The organism is Streptosporangium sp. NPDC002544, assembly GCF_040295965.1.
Taxonomy (GTDB): domain Bacteria; phylum Actinomycetota; class Actinomycetes; order Streptosporangiales; family Streptosporangiaceae; genus Streptosporangium.
On sequence record NZ_JBEOWJ010000017.1, the window covers coordinates 90,331 to 108,239 of the forward strand.

General features: G+C 70.9%; 19 protein-coding genes and 3 riboswitches. Of the genes, 10 read left to right on the plus strand and 9 right to left on the minus strand.

The annotated features are described in order from the left end of the window. Positions 1–6: 6 nt before the first annotated feature. The 4 genes from rpmF (at position 7) to ABT061_RS25355 (ending at position 2,065) form a co-directional block, all read left to right on the plus strand. Positions 7–171, plus strand: a complete 165-nt coding sequence (gene rpmF / locus ABT061_RS25340; protein WP_350922227.1) for a 50S ribosomal protein L32 — start codon at positions 7–9, stop codon at positions 169–171. Positions 172–241: 70 nt separating this feature from the next. Then, a complete protein-coding gene (locus tag ABT061_RS25345) occupies positions 242–1,399 on the plus strand; it encodes a CobW family GTP-binding protein (protein WP_350922229.1) in 1,158 nt (385 codons plus the stop codon). Next, positions 1,396–1,626: a 30S ribosomal protein S18 gene (gene rpsR / locus ABT061_RS25350; RefSeq protein WP_350922232.1), complete on the plus strand. Its 231-nt coding sequence runs from the start codon at positions 1,396–1,398 to the stop codon at positions 1,624–1,626. The genes ABT061_RS25345 and rpsR overlap by 4 nt, the downstream gene beginning before the upstream one ends. Positions 1,627–1,882: 256 nt before the next feature. After that, positions 1,883–2,065, plus strand: a complete 183-nt coding sequence (locus tag ABT061_RS25355) for a hypothetical protein (RefSeq protein ID WP_350922234.1) — start codon at positions 1,883–1,885, stop codon at positions 2,063–2,065. A 280-nt stretch (positions 2,066–2,345) separates the two neighbouring features. Here ABT061_RS25355 and ABT061_RS25360 read toward each other — a convergent pair whose 3' ends face one another. From ABT061_RS25360 to metE, 5 genes are all read right to left on the minus strand, one after another. After that, entirely contained in the window at positions 2,346–3,017 is a 672-nt protein-coding gene (locus tag ABT061_RS25360; RefSeq protein WP_350922235.1) for a (2Fe-2S)-binding protein, read from the minus strand. A gap of 78 nt (positions 3,018–3,095) precedes the next feature. Then, positions 3,096–3,878: an ABC transporter ATP-binding protein gene (locus tag ABT061_RS25365; protein ID WP_350922238.1), complete on the minus strand. Its 783-nt coding sequence runs from the start codon at positions 3,876–3,878 to the stop codon at positions 3,096–3,098. Next, entirely contained in the window at positions 3,875–4,936 is a 1,062-nt protein-coding gene (locus tag ABT061_RS25370) for a FecCD family ABC transporter permease (RefSeq protein ID WP_350922240.1), read from the minus strand. Before ABT061_RS25370 ends, ABT061_RS25365 begins: the two co-directional genes overlap by 4 nt. Further along, complete coding sequence (locus ABT061_RS25375; protein WP_350922241.1) at positions 4,933–5,928, minus strand: ABC transporter substrate-binding protein; 996 nt, start codon at positions 5,926–5,928, stop codon at positions 4,933–4,935. Before ABT061_RS25375 ends, ABT061_RS25370 begins: the two co-directional genes overlap by 4 nt. A 131-nt stretch (positions 5,929–6,059) precedes the next feature. Then, positions 6,060–6,259, minus strand: a riboswitch (cobalamin riboswitch). Positions 6,260–6,389: 130 nt separating this feature from the next. Beyond that, positions 6,390–8,624, minus strand: coding sequence for a 5-methyltetrahydropteroyltriglutamate--homocysteine S-methyltransferase (gene metE, locus ABT061_RS25380; RefSeq protein ID WP_350922243.1), 2,235 nt, complete (start codon positions 8,622–8,624; stop codon positions 6,390–6,392). 118 nt (positions 8,625–8,742) lie between these two features. Beyond that, a riboswitch (cobalamin riboswitch) is annotated at positions 8,743–8,956 on the minus strand. 178 nt (positions 8,957–9,134) lie between these two features. Further along, a riboswitch (cobalamin riboswitch) is annotated at positions 9,135–9,321 on the minus strand. A 290-nt stretch (positions 9,322–9,611) separates the two neighbouring features. On the opposite strand from metE, the gene ABT061_RS25385 reads away from it, so the two are divergent. The 6 genes from ABT061_RS25385 (at position 9,612) to ABT061_RS25410 (ending at position 14,929) form a co-directional block, all read left to right on the plus strand. After that, on the plus strand, positions 9,612–10,169 hold the full coding sequence (locus ABT061_RS25385) for a hypothetical protein (protein WP_350922246.1): 558 nt from the start codon (positions 9,612–9,614) through the stop codon (positions 10,167–10,169). Positions 10,170–10,302: 133 nt separating this feature from the next. Next, positions 10,303–10,923, plus strand: a complete 621-nt coding sequence (locus ABT061_RS25390; protein ID WP_350922248.1) for a copper resistance CopC family protein — start codon at positions 10,303–10,305, stop codon at positions 10,921–10,923. 10 nt (positions 10,924–10,933) lie between these two features. Beyond that, on the plus strand, positions 10,934–11,491 hold the full coding sequence (locus ABT061_RS25395; protein ID WP_350922250.1) for an MFS transporter: 558 nt from the start codon (positions 10,934–10,936) through the stop codon (positions 11,489–11,491). Between the two features lie 118 nt (positions 11,492–11,609). Further along, the gene (locus ABT061_RS25400) at positions 11,610–12,278 is read left to right on the plus strand and encodes a metal ABC transporter ATP-binding protein (protein WP_350922252.1); all 669 of its coding nucleotides are present in this window, start codon (positions 11,610–11,612) and stop codon (positions 12,276–12,278) included. A gap of 231 nt (positions 12,279–12,509) precedes the next feature. Continuing rightward, positions 12,510–13,298, plus strand: coding sequence for a metal ABC transporter solute-binding protein, Zn/Mn family (locus ABT061_RS25405; protein ID WP_350922254.1), 789 nt, complete (start codon positions 12,510–12,512; stop codon positions 13,296–13,298). A gap of 62 nt (positions 13,299–13,360) precedes the next feature. After that, positions 13,361–14,929 carry an FAD-dependent monooxygenase gene (locus ABT061_RS25410; protein WP_350922257.1) on the plus strand — a complete coding sequence of 523 codons (1,569 nt, stop codon included), beginning with the start codon at positions 13,361–13,363 and terminating at the stop codon, positions 14,927–14,929. On the opposite strand, the gene ABT061_RS25415 is transcribed toward ABT061_RS25410, so the two are convergent. From ABT061_RS25415 to ABT061_RS25430, 4 genes are all read right to left on the minus strand, one after another. Further along, entirely contained in the window at positions 14,919–15,533 is a 615-nt protein-coding gene (locus ABT061_RS25415; RefSeq protein ID WP_350922259.1) for a hypothetical protein, read from the minus strand. The genes ABT061_RS25410 and ABT061_RS25415 overlap by 11 nt on opposite strands. A gap of 417 nt (positions 15,534–15,950) precedes the next feature. Continuing rightward, a complete protein-coding gene (locus ABT061_RS25420) occupies positions 15,951–16,100 on the minus strand; it encodes a hypothetical protein (protein ID WP_350922261.1) in 150 nt (49 codons plus the stop codon). 235 nt (positions 16,101–16,335) lie between these two features. Continuing rightward, positions 16,336–16,632 carry a sulfurtransferase TusA family protein gene (locus ABT061_RS25425; protein WP_350922264.1) on the minus strand — a complete coding sequence of 99 codons (297 nt, stop codon included), beginning with the start codon at positions 16,630–16,632 and terminating at the stop codon, positions 16,336–16,338. Then, positions 16,629–17,891: an MFS transporter gene (locus tag ABT061_RS25430; RefSeq protein WP_350922266.1), complete on the minus strand. Its 1,263-nt coding sequence runs from the start codon at positions 17,889–17,891 to the stop codon at positions 16,629–16,631. Before ABT061_RS25430 ends, ABT061_RS25425 begins: the two co-directional genes overlap by 4 nt. Between the last annotated feature and the right edge of the window lie 18 nt (positions 17,892–17,909).

Genomic DNA, 17,909 nt, shown 5'->3' on the forward strand with positions numbered 1-17,909 from the left:
CACGACATGGCAGTCCCCAAACGCAAGACCTCCCGCAGCAACACCCGCCACCGCCGCTCACAGTGGAAGGCCATCGCACCCGACCTCGTCCCGATCACCATCGACGGGCGCGAGCTGCTGGTGCCGCGCCGACTCGTCCACGCCTACCGGCGCGGCCTCCTCACTCCCTGAGAACCGGCCCGCACCCCGAACCCCCACCGTGAACTCGCGCGGTGAACCCCGCACTACGAGAGGAGCTGTCATGTCCGTCCCCGTCGTCATCGTCTCCGGACTGTATCCCCAAGCGCGCTCGGCCTTGGTGGACCGCCTGCTCGCCGATCACCCCGGATCGGTGGCGATCCACCACGACCTGCGACAGGTGAGCACCGGGCGCGTGGAACGCATCGTGCGCGACGCGTCGGGGACGCTGGAAGAGCGGGAAGTGCGGCTCGCGCACGGCTGCGTCACCTGCACCGTGCGCGAGGATCTCATTCCTGTCCTGTTGTCGCGGGCGGACTCGGCGCCGCTGTTCGTCGTGGAGCTGTGGGATTCGGTCGAACCCCGGACCGTGGCCGAGGCCCTCGCCTGGCACGAGGACACCGTGCACCGCCTGCGCCTGACCGGGGTGCTGACCGCGCTGGAGGCGGCGCAGATGACCGACGACATCTGCTGCGACGACACCCTCGCCTCCCGCAGGAAACACGCCGCAGGAGGCGACGAGCGTCACCTGGCCGAGGTACTCACCCGCCAGATCGAGTACGCCACCGCCCTCGTCGTGTCCGGTGAGCAGGCCGACGATGTCGAGCTGGCCCTGGCCGTGCTCAGCCACCTCGCCCCCACCACCCCGGCCGGTCCCCCGGACATCGCTCTGCCCGCCGTCACCGGTGCGGGGATCGACGTGGAGATGCTCGGGGCCCGCGTCGACCCGGCGACCGCCCAGCTGCCCTGCGACACGCAGACCGGGGAGATCTCCACCGTCGTCTGGCACCGGCTGCGCCCCCTGCACCCCCAGCGGCTCTTCGACGCCGTCGACGAACTGGTCACCGAGACTGTCCGCAGCCGCGGCCGGTTCTGGCTGGCCAACCGGCACGAGCGCCTGCTCGGCTGGGACGCCGTGGCGGGCGTCATCACCGTCGAGGACGCGGGCCCCTGGCTGGTCACCCTGCCCGAGGCCGCCTGGGAGATGGAGAGCCCCGCCCGCCGCATGGCCGCCACCCTCGACTGGACTCCCCAGCTCGGCGACCGTGTCCAGCACCTCGTCTTCACCGGCCCCGACCTCGACCGCGACCGCATCCACCGGCTTCTGGATTCCTGCCTGCTCACCGAGGCCGAGACCCTGGCCGGCTCCGACGTCTGGGCCGGATACCCCGATCCGTTCGCATTCGTCCTCGACCTCGACCTGAAGGAGGCCTCCGCGTGAAACTTCGCCGCACGCCCCGCAAGAAGACCAATCCACTACACGGCGTGAGCCACATCGACTACAAGGACACCGACCTGCTCCGCAAATTCATCTCCGACCGCGGCAAGATCCGCAGCCGCCGCGTCACCGGGGTCACCGTCCAGCAACAACGCCGGCTGGCCACCGCGATCAAGAACGCTCGCGAGATGGCCCTGCTCCCCTACGCCTCCACCTCGCGATCCCGCTGATCAAGCCGGGAACAGGCTGGGTAGACAGCACCTCAGGCTGGTCCGCCGGACTTCGTGGCAGATCAGCCTGAGGCCGCGACGGACACCCGGTCAGGTGAAGGCCAGCCCAGCTCGAAGCCGTGTGAAAGGCTGTGACGTTCAAGTCCTTCCTGAGAACGGCTGACGACGACGGAAACAGACGTCGTTGACAACGGCGAGGGGGCGAAACCGCCATCCAGCGCGAGCGTTTTCTGAAGCGTGCCCGTTCGCGGAGGCGTTGAACGCGCTGGTGGCCAAGCCGTCCGGCCCGAAGACGCGCAGGAGCGAGGCGGACAAGGAGAACGAGCGGCTGCGGGCGCGGGCGGAGAAGGCTGAGCGGGAGCCGGCCAAGACCAAGGCCGCACTGGAGATCATGGGAAAAGTCCCTGATGTCCCTGCGGTGACGCCCTGCGGCCGGTGAAAATCGGGGGTGGTTGCTGCCCGCCGGCGTCGAGTGTGCCTGGTGCCAGTTGAGTCCGCAGATGACTTGCTGTTTTGCCACGGGGTGTCAGCAGGCAATGCCAGTGGCCGTCAGTACGGATCCGGTGCGTCAGCGTGGACGGCAAGCGTCTCGATAGTGGCTCTGCGTAACGTATGTTCCGGAGTACCACGGGGTTGCTCCTTGCCGGTACGGGCCTTGGTGGGTGCCATACCGAGGAAGACGTCGATGAGCGCTCCCCGCATAGGGGCGCCCCAATAATTCATTTTTCTACCAATGCGCAGTCATCGCATTTGGAGCCGCCCGGCACCCGGTAATAAAGGCAGCACGTGGTGCGCCGGAAGGCCAGTTCGGGGGAGATGAGCGCCCCCTTCCTCGCCAGGTGGCCGCGGGCCAGCAAGTCGGCGACCAGGTCGGTGGCGGGCTCGGCCAGGTCCGGACGGGTGACCGCTATCGCGCGGCCGGCTTCGGCCAGGGCGGAGGCGGCGTTGCCGTACAGCAGGCCGGGGGCGACCTTCACCCGCAGGCCGGCCGCCAGCGGTTCCAGGTGATGGCGAATCACCAGGTCATAGAGCTGACTCGGTGATTCATAGTGCCATCCCGCGGGGGTGGGCAGGCGGAGGCGCGGGCCGTCGTCGGCGCGGTCCAGGCGGGTCAGGTCGGGCACCACCGCGTGGGTGAGCACGGTGCCCAGGAGCGGTGACCAGAGCCGCGCGGCGTGGCCGAGTTGGGTGATCGAGGCGCCGATGCGCAGTTCGCGGGTGCCGTACCTGGCGGCCGTCGCCTCCACCAGGCCGGCGAAACCGCGTTCGTAATCGGATTTGACGTCGTGCCACCCGGCCGGGTCACCGCCGATATGCAAAGAAAAGAACGAGCCGAATCCAGCGACCGCTCCGAGGGCCGTCAGAATCGATTCGGTCGACGCCGATTCCATTACGCTGAAGCTCCATTCGTGAAAGTCGCACGGTAAACAAGCCGGATGGCGGATCCGGCTTTTCAAAAAAGGAGGGGTTCAGTTCGTGACGCGGCTCCCTCCGGTTCGGAGACTCACCTGCGGCACCCCTGTCTGCGGGTGGATCGCCACCTCGGCGTCGACCCGGTAGACCTCGGCGAGCAGAGCGGGAGTCAGCACGTCGGCGGGGGTGCCGAGAGCGACGATTTGGCCGGCGTCCATGACGCAGATGCGGTCGCAGAACGCGGCGGCCATGTTGAGGTCGTGCAGGGCGACCACCGCGGTGACGCCGAGGCCGCGCACCAGGTTCAGCGCGTCGAGCTGGTGGCGCAGATCCAGGTGGTTGGTCGGCTCGTCCAGCACCATCGCGGTCGGTCGCTGGGCCAGCGCCCGCGCGATCAGCACCCGCTGCTTCTCCCCGCCCGACAGCCGGTCGAAGGGCGCGTGCGCCAGCCCGGCCACGCCGAGCCGCCCCAGCGCGTCGGCGATGATCGCCTTGTCCGCTGCGTTGTCGCCGTCGAAGGCTCGTTTGTGCGGGGTGCGGCCCATGGCGACGACGTCGTACACCGACAGCTCGAAATCGCCGCCGCTCTCCTGGAGGACTGCGGCCAGCCGACGGGCCAGCCAGCCCGCCGGCATGCGCCACACGTCCTCGCCATCAAGCAGCACCCGGCCGCGGGTCGGCCTCCGCGCCCGGTAGAGGGTGCGCAGCAACGTCGATTTGCCCGCGCCGTTGGGCCCGGCCAGGGCGAGCATCTCCCCCTCGGCGACCTCCAGCGAGACCTGGCGAACCAGGTCGTGGCCGCCGATGCGGACCGACACATCCTCCACGGTCAGTGTCACTTGGAGCGCCTCCGCATCAACCACAGGAAGAACGGCCCGCCGACCAGCGCGGTGATGATGCCCACCGGGATCTCCTCCGGCGCGATCAGGGTGCGGGCCGTCAGGTCGGCCACGATGAGGAAGGCCGCACCGAGCAGCGCCGTCGCCGGGAGCGCCCGGCGGTGGTCGGCGCCGATCAGCAGCCGGACGACATGCGGCATGATCAGTCCCACAAAACCGATGGCCCCGCTGACCGCGACGATCGTGCCGATCATCATGGCGACCAGCACGAACAGCGCCGCCCGGAAGCGATGCACGTCCAGCCCGAGCGAGGCCGCAGCCTCCTCCCCGGCCAGCAGCAGGTTCAGCGGCCGAGACACCCCGACCAGCGCGACGATCCCCAGCAGGACGGCCACCGCCGGGATCCACACCACCGTCCAGGTGGTCCCGCCCAGGCCGCCCAGCATCCAGCGCACCGCCGCCTGCGTCTTGTGCGGGTCGTTGGAGGTCACCACCAGGAAGCTGGCCACGGCCGACAGCACCTCGGCCATGGCCACCCCGGCCAGCACCAGCCGCACCGTCGTCATGCGCCCGCCCGAGCGAGCCAGGAAGTAGACCGCCACCAATGCGGCCAGCGCCCCGAGGAAGGCCGCGATCGGCAGGCTGAACGCGCCGAACACGCTCAGGCCGAACACCACCACGGTGACCGCCCCGACGCTGGCGCCGGAGGAGACCCCCAGCAGCATCGGGTCGGCCAGCGGGTTGCGCACCAACGCCTGCAGGGCCATGCCGCAGACCGACAGGCCCGCACCGATCGCCCCCGCCAGGACGACCCGCGGCAGCCGTACGTCCATCACGATGGTCTCTCGCACAGGTGTCCAGGTCGGCTCGGCCAGGGCGGGATGGAGGTGATGGAGCAGGATGCCCCACACCTGCCCGGCCGGCAGGGCCACCGACCCGGCCGCGATGGCCACGGTGACCGCCCCGCCGAGCAGGAGCACGAGCAGACCGATCATGACCGGGTACGGCAGTCCCGGGCGCCGCGCCGGGAGCACGGCGCCCGCGGTCAGTTCACTCACTTGAACCGGTCGGCGTGCAGCTGCCGGGCCAGCGCCTCGACGGCCCCCGGCGCCCGCACGCCGAGTACCACCGACGACAGCGGCAGCACCGCGAACCGCTTCTCCTTGATGGCCGGCACGTCTTTCAGTGCCGGGTTGGCCAGCAGGAACTTCTCCTTGTCGGCCACCGGCTGGTCGCCGTAGTCGTAGATGACGATCCAGTCGGGCGCGCGCTCGGCGACCTGCTCGAACGACACATCGCCCCACACCTTGTCGACGTCGGCGAACACGTTCTCCGCCCCGGCCAGCTTGATGATCTCGTTGCCGACGCCCTTGCCGCCGGCGGTGAAGGCGGTCTTGTCGCCGCTGTCGTAGACGAACAGCTTGACCGGGACGGCGTCACCGAGCTTGGTCTTCACACCGTCGAGGGTCGCCCGCAGTGTGGTGATCAACGGTTCGGCCCGGTCGGAGACGCCGAAGATCTTCGCGACGTTGCGGATCTCGGTGTCCATCAGGCCCATGGACACCGCGCCTTCAGCGCACTCCTCGACGTTCAGGTATGTCTTGATGCCGGCCTTGTGCAGGGCGTCCCGGCTGCGGCCCTCCTTCTCGTCGAAGGTGCTGGCGAAGCCGCCGTAGACGAAGTCGGGCTCCTCGGACAGGAGGGCCTCGTAGGCCGGGTACTCCTTCGAGACGACCTTGATGGCGTCGTAGGCCGCCTGATACTCCGGCAGCACCTTGTCGTCGAGGTAGGCGGTGCCGATCATCGACTTTTCCAGGCCGAGCGCCAGCATCACCTCGGTGGCGTGCTGGTTCATGGATATCGCCCGCTGCGGCGGCTGCTCGTACGTGCTCGTCACGCCGCAGTTGTCGAGGGTGACCGGGAAGCCCGCAGGCGCGGAGGCCGCCGGAGCGGGAGCCGGGACGTTCTCAGCCGGGGCGCCGCCACAGGCGGCCAGCACTCCGGATACCAGGAGGGCGAGCAGGAGGGAGGTGGGGCGTCTGCCCGTCATGAAGTGTTCCTCTCACGGAATCTGCACAACGGGGCGGATCTGAAAGAGGGAATGCCACAGGGCTTCTCGGCGCGGCCACCGGCTCGACGGGCACGAGAGCCCACTCCTCTCCGGGGAAATCCGCCCCAGTTCATCGAGGAGGCGACCGCGTGAGTCTCCTGGCTCTCGGGTCGATGCTCGTCCCCGCCTTCCCACCCCCGGGAAGGGGCAGTGGCATGGTGGGGATTCGCTCGCCGATCACAGTGGCGGGACCGCGCCGGATTCACACCGGCTTCCTCGTTCCGCGCTCGCCTACGCCGACCATGCTCGCACACCACTCATCAACGACAAAGCGCGCACCACCCGTCAGACCCGGCGCGCTCGGCCCGAGCCCAAGCCTGGACGCGATCATCCAGTGCGTCGCCCGGAAACTCCCTGAACGCCGGCCCGAAGCAGGGCTTCGGGCCGGGAGGCGGCACTGATCAGACAGTCGCCCGGACTGTCCGGGCGGCGGCGACCATGTTGGCCAGGGCAGCTTGCGTCTCAGGGTAGCCGCGGGTCTTCAGCCCGCAGTCAGGGTTGACCCACAAACGGTCAGCCGGGACGGCCTGGAGGGCGTTGCGCAGGTTGTCCTCGATCTCTTCGGCGGTCGGGACACGCGGCGAGTGGATGTCGTAGACGCCGGGACCGATGCCGTTGGCGTAGCCGACCTCGGTCAGGTAGGGCAACAGCTCCATGTGGGAGCGGGCGGCCTCGACGCTGGTGACGTCGGCGTCCAGGTCGGCGATCGGGCTGATGATCTCGCCGAACTCCGAATAGCACATGTGGGTGTGGATCTGGGTGGAGTCGGCGGCGCCGGAGGTGGCCAGCCGGAACGCCCGGACCGCCCAGGCCAGATAGACCTCCTGGTCGGCCTTGCGGAGCGGCAGGAGCTCGCGCAGTGCCGGCTCGTCCACCTGGATGATCCCGATCCCGGCGGCCTCCAAATCTGTGATCTCGTCACGGAGCGCGAGGGCGACCTGGCGAGCGGTCTGCGCCAAGGGCTGGTCGTCGCGGACGAATGACCAGGCCAGCATCGTCACCGGCCCGGTGAGCATGCCCTTGACCGGCTTGGGTGTGAGGGACTGGGCATAGGCGGTCCACTCCACCGTCATCGGCTTGGGGCGGGAGAGGTCGCCATGCAGGATCGGCGGGCGCACGCAGCGGGAGCCGTAGGACTGAACCCAGCCGTAGTCGGTGGCGGCGTAGCCATCGAGCTGCTCGGCGAAGTACTGGACCATGTCGTTGCGCTCGGGCTCGCCGTGGACGAGCACGTCCAGTCCGAGCTCTTCCTGAAGCTTGATCACGCGGGCGATCTCGGCGCGCATCGCCTCGACGTAGGCGTTCTCGTCGGTCCGTCCCGCCTTGTGGTCGGCGCGGGCTTTGCGGATCTGCGCGGTCTGCGGGAACGAGCCGATCGTCGTCGTGGCCAGCTCGGGCAGCCCCAGCTTGGCCCGCTGTGCCGCGAACCGGACCGCCCGATCGGCCCGCTGCGCGTCACCGAGAGCCTCCAGCCGGGCCCGGACGTCGGGGTCGGCCGGTACGACGGGGAGCGGCGCGGCCGACGGATCCTCCGACCGCAGGTCGGCGGCGAGACCGACCAGCTCGGCGACCTTCTGCCGGGCGAACGCCAGCCGCGCCCGGACCGCCGGGTCCAGCGCCGTCTCGCTGTCGAGGTCGACCGGGACGTGCAGCAGCGAACAGGAACTGCTCAGCTCCACCTTGTCGGCGAACCCGAGCAGGACCGCGTAGGTCGACTTCACCCGTGCCAGGTCGGCGCGCCACACGTTCCTGCCGTCGACCACGCCGGCGACCACGGTCTTGCGGGCCAGCCCGCTGGCCGAGGCCACCGCGTCCAGGTTGCCGGGCCCGGCGACGAAGTCGAGCCCGATCGCCTCGACCTCGGTGGAGGCGATCACCCGCAGCGACTCCGCGGTGACGGCGCCGAAGTACGTGGCGAGCAGGATCTTCGGACGGCTGGGCAGGCTGCCAAGCCGCCGGTATGCCCGCCCGAGCGCGTCGATCTCCCGGGCTCCGAGGTCTCGGGCCAGGACCGGCTCGTCGAACTGCACCCACTGCGCGCCCGCGCCCGCCAGCCGTTCCAGCAGCTCGGCATAGGTTTCCACCAGGGAGTCCAGCAGGTCGAGCGGGGTGAATTCCTCAGGCGAGTTCGGCGTGGGCTTGGCCAGCAGGAGATACGTGAGCGGACCGACGAGCACGGGCCGCGTCTCGATTCCCAGCTTCCTGGCCTCCAGATACTCGGCCATGGGTTTGGCGGCCGAGCCGCCGGCCAGCTGGAACCGGGTGTCCAGCGCCAACTCGGGGACGATGTAGTGGTAGTTGGTGTCAAACCACTTGGTCATCTCCAGCGGCGGAAGCTCGGCGGTGCCTCGCGCCATGGCGAAATACCGGTCGAGCCCGGCGAGGCTCCGATAACGCCCGGGCACGGCGTCGACCATGACCGTGGTGTCGAGCACCTGGTCGTAGAACGAGAACGTGTTCGACGGGATCGTGTCGAGGCCCGCGTCACGCAGTTCGGTCCAGACCGAGCCGCGCAGCGATGCGGCGGTCGCCTCCAGCTCGTCGGCACCGATCTTGCCGGCCCAGAAATCCTCGGTGGCGAATTTGAGCTCCCGATGCGCGCCGATGCGCGGATAGCCCAAAATGGTCGTCCTCATGGCAACTTCCCTCGTCTCGCCAGCATGCGGCCAGGCAGGAGAAAGAAGCGCACGCGGAGCGAGCCCCCGGCGAGCGCGTCCCAGGCCCTCCCACGAGGCCGCGGACCACCACGCGCCGAGTGGCGCGCGGGTGGAGGCAGGTCTTCGGACTCGCGGGCACCATGCCTGAGGCATGACCTACTGGCCGTCGCTTCCCAGGCATAGGCCCAGTGCTCATGACGGCGGTCGTTCCTGCTTACCGCTGCGGGGCAGTCCCGGATTCCCACCGGGTTCCCTCTTACGACGCCTGCCTCCCGGAGGAGGCGGGCGAACCATCCACGTCTGAGATCTTAACGACTCGGCCGCCGGCTGTCGCTCCCCCAACGGCGCCACCCGGCGCGGCTCATCGCCGCTCAGAGATGGAGCGATCCGGGTCACGCGAAACGGTCCGGGTACAGCTGACGGGCCAGTGACTCCACCCCTGCGGGCACCCGTACGCCCAGCACCACTCTTGGGGAGATCCGCCCCATTTCGTGAGGAGGCGACAGCGTGAGTCTCCTGGCTCTCGGGTCGATGCTCCTCCCGGCCTTCCCACCCGCACGCGGGCAGTGGCCTGTTCGGGATTCACTCGCCGATCACAGTGGCGGGACCGCACCGGATTCACACCGGTTTCCTCGTTCCGCCGTCGCCTACGCCGACCATGTTCGCACAACCACCATTAACGACAAGACCTCGACCGGCTCGTTCAATGATCGTTGCAACGGCGTCCGGGACCGCCGCGCGTACCGTGCGTGCGGTCCCGGGCGGCACGCGATCCGGCTCCACACGCACGGCCGCCGTGGAACACGAGGCGCTCTTCGCATGACCGTCCCGCGTTTCGGGTGAACGGCGGGAGCCGTTCCCACGTGTGCCCGGGTATGAGATTCACGCACCCGGCCGCGACGGCCTGAGGCATGATCCGCTGTCCCGGTCTTCTCGGCGAGCCACCCGGCTGACAGGATGTCCTTTGTGACCCCTACGGCGTCGGCGCTGCGCGTGCCACGAGCCATCGTCTTCGCGACGATGTGCCTCGTGGTCTCCGCGGGCGGCCACGCGCTGGCCGGGGGCGGCCTGATCCCGCCGCACCTGGCCGTTCTGGGCGCACTGATCGCCTTTTGCGTGGCGTACGCGCTCAACGGGCGCGAGCGCGGTGTGGAGGTCGTGCTCGGCGCGACCACCGGCGCGCAGATCCTGCTGCATGAGCTGTTCAATCGCGCCGCGCCCGCACCGCAGGCGATGTTCTCCGCTGAGCACGGCCATTCCGGCCTGGGCATGACGGTGATCCATCTCGCAGTGGCGCTGGGCACCGGATGGTGGCTGCACCGCGGCGAGAGCGCCCTGTGGCTGATGATCCGCCTGTACGGCGGGCCGAGGCCGCTGATCCGGCTGTTGTTCGCCGTCCCCGCCGAGGTGACGCCGCCGGTGTGGCGGGCCGTTCCGGCCGCCGATGTCCGGCCGTACGGCGGCTGGGAAATCCTGCCGGTGCTGCGGCGGCGCGGCCCGCCCATACCGCGACACGCCGGCTGAAGGACCTGAAGGAAGGGTCCGGAGGGCGGCGTGCCCCCGTGACCAGACGCCCTCCTTTTTTCACTGGAGGCGTTCCTTCCGTTTCGCCGGTCCGTGCCGAGGGCACGGCCGGAGGTTCCTTCTGGAGTCCACGATGGCGTCCCTGCCACGATCTGTCCGCACGACCGTTGTCACCGCCCTGTGTTGCGCCATATTCGTCCTGCTCGGCGCACCCGCCGCGCTCGCCCACGACCGCCTCAAGAGCAGCTCTCCCGCCAAGGATGCCAAGGTCTCCGCCGTCGAACGGATCAAGCTGGAGTTCAGCTCTCAGGTCCGCTTCCCGGCGGTCGCGCTGCGCACGGCGAGCGACACGATCATCGACATCGGCAAAGCGAAGGTCGCAGGTGACACGGTCACCTCCGATGTTCCGGCGCCCCTGGCCCCGGGTGACTATGTGATCGCCTGGCGGGTGGTCTCCTCCGACGGCCACCCGATCGAGGGGGAGACTCCCTTCACCGTGACCGCCCCGGCGACACCGCCCGCGAAGGCCGCATCGACCGTCGCGACCACACCGGTGCCGGAGCCGACGGCTTCAGCGTCCGCACCGGTGGTCGCGCAGCCCGTTTCGCCTGGCCCCGTTTCCGCCACCGGCGAGCAGGAGAACGCCGGGAGCCTGCCGGGCTGGATCTGGGTCGCACTCGCCGCGATCGTGGCCATCGGCGCGGGCATCTGGTTGCAGGCCTCTCGCCGAGGCCGTCCCGGCGGCGCGGAGTGATCCGCCGGCCATGCCCGCGCACCTGACGTTACGTCTCGCCCGCGCCGCGGCCTTCGCCGTGGTGTGCCTGGGGCTCGGCGTGCTCGCACACGTGTCCGGCGGGGGCGTCGTCTCCGCACCGGCGGCGGCGTGCGCCTTGGCGCTGGCGTTCCTGGCGGCGCTGCCCGCGACCGGCGGCGAGCGCGGCCTGGGCGTGATCTGGCCGTTGCTGGCAGGCACGCAGGTGGCGCTGCACCTGCTCTTCTCCACGGTTCACCTCATCGCGCCGCTGGCCGAGGCCGGCGGGCACGCGCATTCGGGGTTGGTCCCCGGGCTGGGCATGGTGGTGACGCACGGCTGGGCGGGAGCGCTGGCCGCGCTGTGGCTGGCTCGTGGCGAGGCCGCGCTCTGGGCGGTGCTGCGCCGCCTCGCCGTCCGGCTGTGCCGGCTGCTGAGGGTCCGGTGCGGCCAGACGGCCGCACCCGCCCGTCCATGGCTCACGAGCTCCCCCGCCCCGCCGCTGCTGCGATCCGCGTTACTGCGGTACGCGCTCAGCGGGCGGGCCCCGCCACTGCCGATCCGCGGCTGAGCCGCTCCCCCTTCACGGGCTGCCCCCCACGGGCGGTCCCGTCTCCTCACGATGCCCTCCCGGGCGGACCGGTCCGCCCGGCTGCCGCCGTGCCTCTACCCCCAACCGGAGTACGCCCATGCCCGTCCCCATTCCCCTCTCCGATTCCCCGGCGAGCGCCGCCGGTCTACGCCTGTCCGCCGTGAGCTGCCGGCACGGCAGGCTCCTCGCGGTGAACGCCGTCGACCTGGCGCTCGCCCCCGGCGAGCATCTGGCCATCACCGGCACCAACGGCTCGGGCAAGAGCACGCTGCTGCGCGCGCTGCTCGGACTGCATCGCGAGGTCTCCGGGGTGATCGAGGTCTCGGGACGGCGGGCGCGCACGCCGGCCGACTGGGCCCGCCGCCGCTCCGAGGTCGCCTGGATCCCGCAGCGCCAAGCGGCCGGACGCTTCCCACTGCTGGTGCGCGAGCTGCTGGCCAGCGGCGGACACGCCGAGCGGGCGTTCGCCGCGGCCGAGGACCTGGGGGTGGCCGCCCTGCTGGAGCGCCCGCTCGCCACCCTGTCGGGTGGCCAGCTGCAGCGCGCCTATCTGGCGCGGGCGCTGGGACAGGTCGCGGCCGGGGCGGGACTGGTGCTGGCCGACGAGCCGACCGCGGCCCTGGACTTCGCCGGTCAGGAGCAGGTCGCCGGCGTGCTGGCCGGGCTGGCGGTGAGCGTGGTGGTGGTCACCCATGACCGGGTGGTCGCCCAGGCATGCGGGCGGGTGGCCGAGATGGCCGCCGGGCGGCTGCGGGAGGTCCGGTGAACTCGATCTGGACGCTGCTGGAGATTCCCTCGGTCCGGCTGGCCCTGGTGGCGCTGCTGCTCGGTTCGGTGGCGCTGCCGATCGTCGGAGTGTTCATCGTGGGACTGCTTTCAACCTGGGCGGCTTCTGCCTCGCCTTGCTCTTCGACTTCCCACCAGGCCCGGTGCTGGTGCTGGTCGGCGGGATCTGCACCGTCCTTCTCTATTCGATCCCGGAAAGGATCCTCACGAAATGATCATCTTGCGCCGATTCCGTCTCGCCGCCCTGGCGGCCGTCGCCGCTCTGACCATGGCCGCCTGCGGAAACACCGAAGATGCCTCCTCGGCCGCTCCCTCCGCCTCGCCCGGCGGCTTGAAGGTGGTCGCCGCCTCCACCTGGGAGGCGGGGTTCGCCAAGGCCGCGGGCGCGACCGACATCACGGTGATCGTCCCACCCGGCGTGCACCACGCCGCCGACTACGACCCCAAGCCGTCGGATTTGGCGAAAGTGGCCGAGGCCGACGTGGTGCTGTACGCCGCCTTCGAGGGCTTCGCCGGCAAGCTCAAGGAGGCCGCCGGGTCCAAGGCCAAGCTGATCGAGGTCTCCCTGGACAACGCCCCCGACAAGGTCAAGGCCGAGGTGCGGCGCCTGGGCGGTGAGTTCGGCACCGCCCAGGCCGCCGAGGCGTGGACCGCGGCCTTCGACACCGAGTACACCGCGTTGAAGGAGAAGGTCACCGCTGCCACCAAGGGCACCGCGCGGGTGATCGTCTCGCAGGCGTTCGTGGCCTGGGCCGCCGACCTGGCCGGCGCCCAGCCCGCCGGGGTGTTCGGCCCGCAGCCGCCCACCGCCGACCAGATCTCCGAGCTGGCCGGCAAGAAGCCCCAATTGGTGCTCGACAACTCCGCCATGCCCGGCGGGGACGCCCTTGCGGGTGTCGAGGCCAAGCGTGTGGTCATCAACGACTTCCCCGACCAGGGGCTGGATCTGCTCGCCGTGTACCGGGCCAACGCCGACGCGCTGGCCGCGGCCCTGGGCTGACCGATCGTGCGGGGCGGTTCCGTACGAGCCGCCCCGCCACCCCTTTTTCTGGAAGGAGGCACGTGGACGTTCCCGTGCTCATCGTCGGCGGCGGACCGGTCGGCCTGTGCGCGTCGATCGCGCTGTCCGGGTTCGGTGTGCCCTCGCTGCTCGTCGAGCGGCATGCGGCCACCTCGGCCTTCCCCAAGGGGCGGGCGCTCAGCGTCCGCACCATGGAGGTGCTGCGCCGCTACGGCCTGGAGGAGGCCGTGCTGGCGGCCGGAGTGCCCCGCGAGGAGAGCCTGCACTTCTTCTTCGGCACCTCCCTGACTTGCGCCGATCACATCCGTAACAGCAACCTGCCCGACCCGGCGCGGGCGGCCTTCAGCCCTGCCTTCACCGCGGTCTGCTCCCAAGACGTGCTGGAGCCGCTGCTGCGTGAGCACGCCGAGTCGCTCGGCCCCGGCTGGGTGCACTTCGGCCAGGAACTGATCGCGTTGGAGCAGGACGAGCGGGGGGTGACCGCGTGGCTGCGCGACGCCGACGGACAGACATCGACCCTCCGTACCGCCTATGTCATCGCCGCCGACGGCGCCGGCAGTTTCGTACGACGCGAGCTTGGCATCGCCATGTCCGGCGACCCCGCCCTGAGCCGCAATCTCAACATCCTGTTCGAAGCCGACCTGCGCCCACACGTCGCCGACCGGCTCAGCCTGATCTACACCATCGTCAATCCCGCACTGACCGGCACGTTCATGACGGTGGACAACCGGCGCCGGTGGCTGTTCAACCTCGTCCACGACCCCGCGCGCCGCGCGGTCGACGACCTGACCCCCCGCGACTGCGCTGATCTGATCCACGAGGCGGCGGCCGTACCGGATCTCGACATCGACGTGATCGCGACACAGGAGTGGACCGCCGCCGCGTTGCTGGCCGACCGTTACCGGGCAGGCCGGGTGTTCCTGGCCGGAGACGCAGCACATCCCATGACTCCCTACGGCGGATTCGGGATGAACTGCGGCATCCAGGACGCCGACAACCTTGCCTGGAAACTCGCCGCCGTCCTGCAGGGCTGGGCGGGGCCCGAACTGCTCGACTCCTACGAGGCCGAGCGGCGCCCCGTCGGGGCCGACACCGTCACCCAGAGCCGTCGCAGCCTGCTCGCGACGCTGGAATCCACCGCCGTCATCCCGGGCGTGGACGGGCCCCAGCCCCGCTCGCGCCCCAGCGACGGACTCGTCTTGGGCTATGCCTACGACGGCCCCGGCGCGGCGGTGGTCCCCGACGGCACACCGCCTCCCGACCTGCCGGATCCGGTCTGCGCCTACCGGCCCTCGGCCCGCCCGGGACATCGTCTTCCCCACCTGTGGACGCGCCCTGAGGGGCGCGAGATCTCCACGCTCGACCTCGTCGGCACCGGCTTCACCCTGCTCACCGGGCCGGGCGGAGCCCCCTGGCGAGAGTCGGTGCCCCAGGGCGTACCCCTGCTGGTGCATGTGGGCGACGCGGACATCGCCACCGCCTGTGGGATCGAGGCCGACGGCGCCGTCCTCGTCCGTCCCGACGACCACGTCGCCTGGCGATGTCCCTGGCTGCCGGATCGTCCGGAACAGGCCGTCGCCCGGGCGCTGGCCACGGTACTCAGCAGGTGAAGGGGCTGATCACTCCGGTGAGGGTCGCCAGACCCACAGCCGGGAAGAAGTCGCCCCACACCAGTTCGTGGCGGGTGGCCACGCCGTGGTCGATGTCGTAGCACCCGTTCAGGAGGCGGCCGTCGCGCAGGTGCGCCGTAACCAGTTCGCGCAGCACGGCGGTGGCCCGCTCCCGCAGCCGGGCCGCTGTCTGCGGGCAGGTCGCGGAGGCTCGCGCGGCCAGCTTGAGAGCGGCCACGGCCTCGATCGCGGCGGCCGAGGTATCGGGTGGTCCGCCGGGACGTACCAGGGGGACGGCGGGCGAGGTCGCCGCGAACCGAGCGGCCACCCGGGGATGACTCAGCAACTTCCGTCGCTCTGCCTCGTCGCCGACGCCGGCGACCGCCAAGGACAGCCAGGCCGCCGTACGGCTCCAGCCGGGCGCCGGATCCGAATGGTGCGCCCAGGTACCATCCGGCCGCGCCCGCCAGGCCGGGCGCGGTTCCCGCTCCCCCGTCGTCAGCCCGAGCTGCAGTTCGAGCTGATTCCGGGCGGCTGTGATCCCGCCGGGCCCTTGCAGGCGCAGGAGTTGCAGGAGGCCGGGCAGCCCATCGACCCGAGCCACCTCGCGGGGACCGCCGAACGCCTCCCCCCCAGGGCACCAGCCCGAGCCCGAGGTCGTAGGCGTCCAGGCAGGCGCGGGCCGCGCGGTCGCGAAGCGCCGCCGCCGCGGCGTTCCCACCCGCCATGCCGAACGCGGTGCCGTACCAGAAGATCAGGCCCCGGGTCGCGGTGTCGGCCTCGATCCAGGGGCCGAGCAGCGCGGTGCGGCCGGTCGCGGCGGCCCGGTCGGCGGGACCACCGCTCATGATCGCCCGCAGCCAGAGCAGGCCCGCCCAGAAACCACCGGTCCATGACCCGCGGGCGGTGGTCGTCCAACGGCCGGAGCCGGGATCTGCGTGTAGCGGCCACCGCCCGGCCACTTCGGTTTCGGTTGTCCCTGCCCGAACTAAAAGCTCCACCAGCGCTTTCTGCGCCCAGATCATCGGCGCGCTCCGGCCCGGAACCGCAGCGGTGCCGCGACGGCGGCAGCGGCGGCGAACTCGGCGGCCACCAGCACCCAGCCCGGCCCGTGCCCCATGAGCTCGACGAGGATCGCGAACAGCCGCGCCGCCTGGTAAAAACGGCTCACCCGGTCGACTGGAGGGTCCTGTCGGCCCTGTTCTGGACCCACCTGAACCTGTACGGACGCTTCGAGCTCGACATGAACCGGCATCTGGAACTCGACGGCATCCCCGCCGGCCCTTCCGCCGATGTCCGCAGCGCACCGGGCCTGTGACCTGGGCACGAAACAGCCGGAACCGGGCGTGCCTGGCCCGCGCCAAGCAATGATGTTGGGCTTGAGTGCGCGGTGCCAGGAGCCGGATTCATTCCTGCTGCGTGTGCCAGGGTTTGCCCGGTTGGGTGGGGCGTGCACCGGCGGCGATTCTGAGCGCGTACACCGGCCGCTCGCTTGGGACGGGCCCGAGGTAGTCGTGCCCGGTGATGTGGCACCAGGCGGGCAGGTCGAGGGGTGCGGCGGGGTCGGTGGCGATGACGTGCACGATGGTGCCGGGCTTGGCGCCGTCGATGGCGGCGCGCAGGCGCCGCAGGAGGGTGACGCACAGCAGGCCGGTGCCGTCGATGGTCAGGTCGGGATCGGTGAGGGGCGGGTGGTGGTTCATCGGCTGTTGGCGGTGGCGGCGATGGCGGGCAGGACGGCAAGGGCGAGGATGCCACCGGCCAGGGCGAGCAGGGGGTAGCTGGCGGCGGCGACGACGATGCCGGAGGCCAGGCCGCCGATGGCACCTGCGATGGCGATCGACACGTCGACCATGCCTTGGGTCGTGGCGCGGCTGGCCAAGGGCACGGCATCGGTGATGATCGCGGTGCCGGAGACGAGGCCGAAGTTCCAGCCCAGGCCGAGCAGGGCGAGGGCGAGGGCCAGCAGAGCGACGGAGTCGCCGGGTGCGGCGGCGGCGGCGATGCCGGCGGCCAGGAGGGTGATACCGGAGGCGGCGGCGACCTTGAGGCGGCCGTAGCGGTCGACAAGCCAGCCGGTCAGCGGCGACGGCAGGTACATCGCGGCGACGTGGATGGCGATGACGAGGCCGGAGGCGGCGGTGCCGTGGCCGTGGTCGTGCATGTGGACGGGCGTCATCGTCATGATCGCGACCATGACCAGCTGGGTCAGGATCATGATCAGCGCGCCCAGCGGCACGCCCGGGCCACGTCCCTGGGTCGCCTTCTGCGGCTGACTGCCCGCAGTTGCGGTGTCCGTGCCGGCCGTCTGTTGGGTGTGGAGGATGCGAGCGAGCAGGAGGGGGTCAGGGCGCAGCCAGATGGCCAGCACGAGGGCGGCCAGCGCGTAGGCGGCGCCGGCCAGCAGGAAAGGGCCGGCCAGGTGCGGGATGCCCAGGGCGTGGGCGAGGTCGCCGGTGGGGGAGGCGAGGTTGGGGCCGACGACGCCGCCGAGGGTGGTGGCGACCAGGACGGTGGAGACGGCGCGGCCGCGGTGGGCCGGGGTGGCCAGGTCCGCTCCGGCGTAGCGGGCCTGGAGGTTGGTGGCGGAGCCGGCGCCGTAGACGAACAGGGAGATGAACAGCAGGACGGGGTTGTCAGTGACGGCGGCGGCGATGATGCCGGCGCTGCCGATGGCTCCGGTGAGGTATCCGGCGGCCAGGCCGGGGCGGCGGCCGCGAGTGTGGGAGATGCGGCCGACGGCGACGGCAGCGAGGGCGGAGCCGGCGGTGAACAGGGCGCTGGGCACGCCGGCCAGGCCGGTGGAGCCGAGCATGTCCTGGGCGAGCAGAGCGCCGACGGTGATGCCGGCGGCCAGGCCGGCGCCGCTGAGGACCTGGGAGATGACCAGGACGGTCAGGATGCGGCGCTGTGCCTGCGGGTGCGGGGATGTCGTGGTGGCGGCTGGGGTGGTGCTGGTCACAGGGTGGTTCTTTCGCTG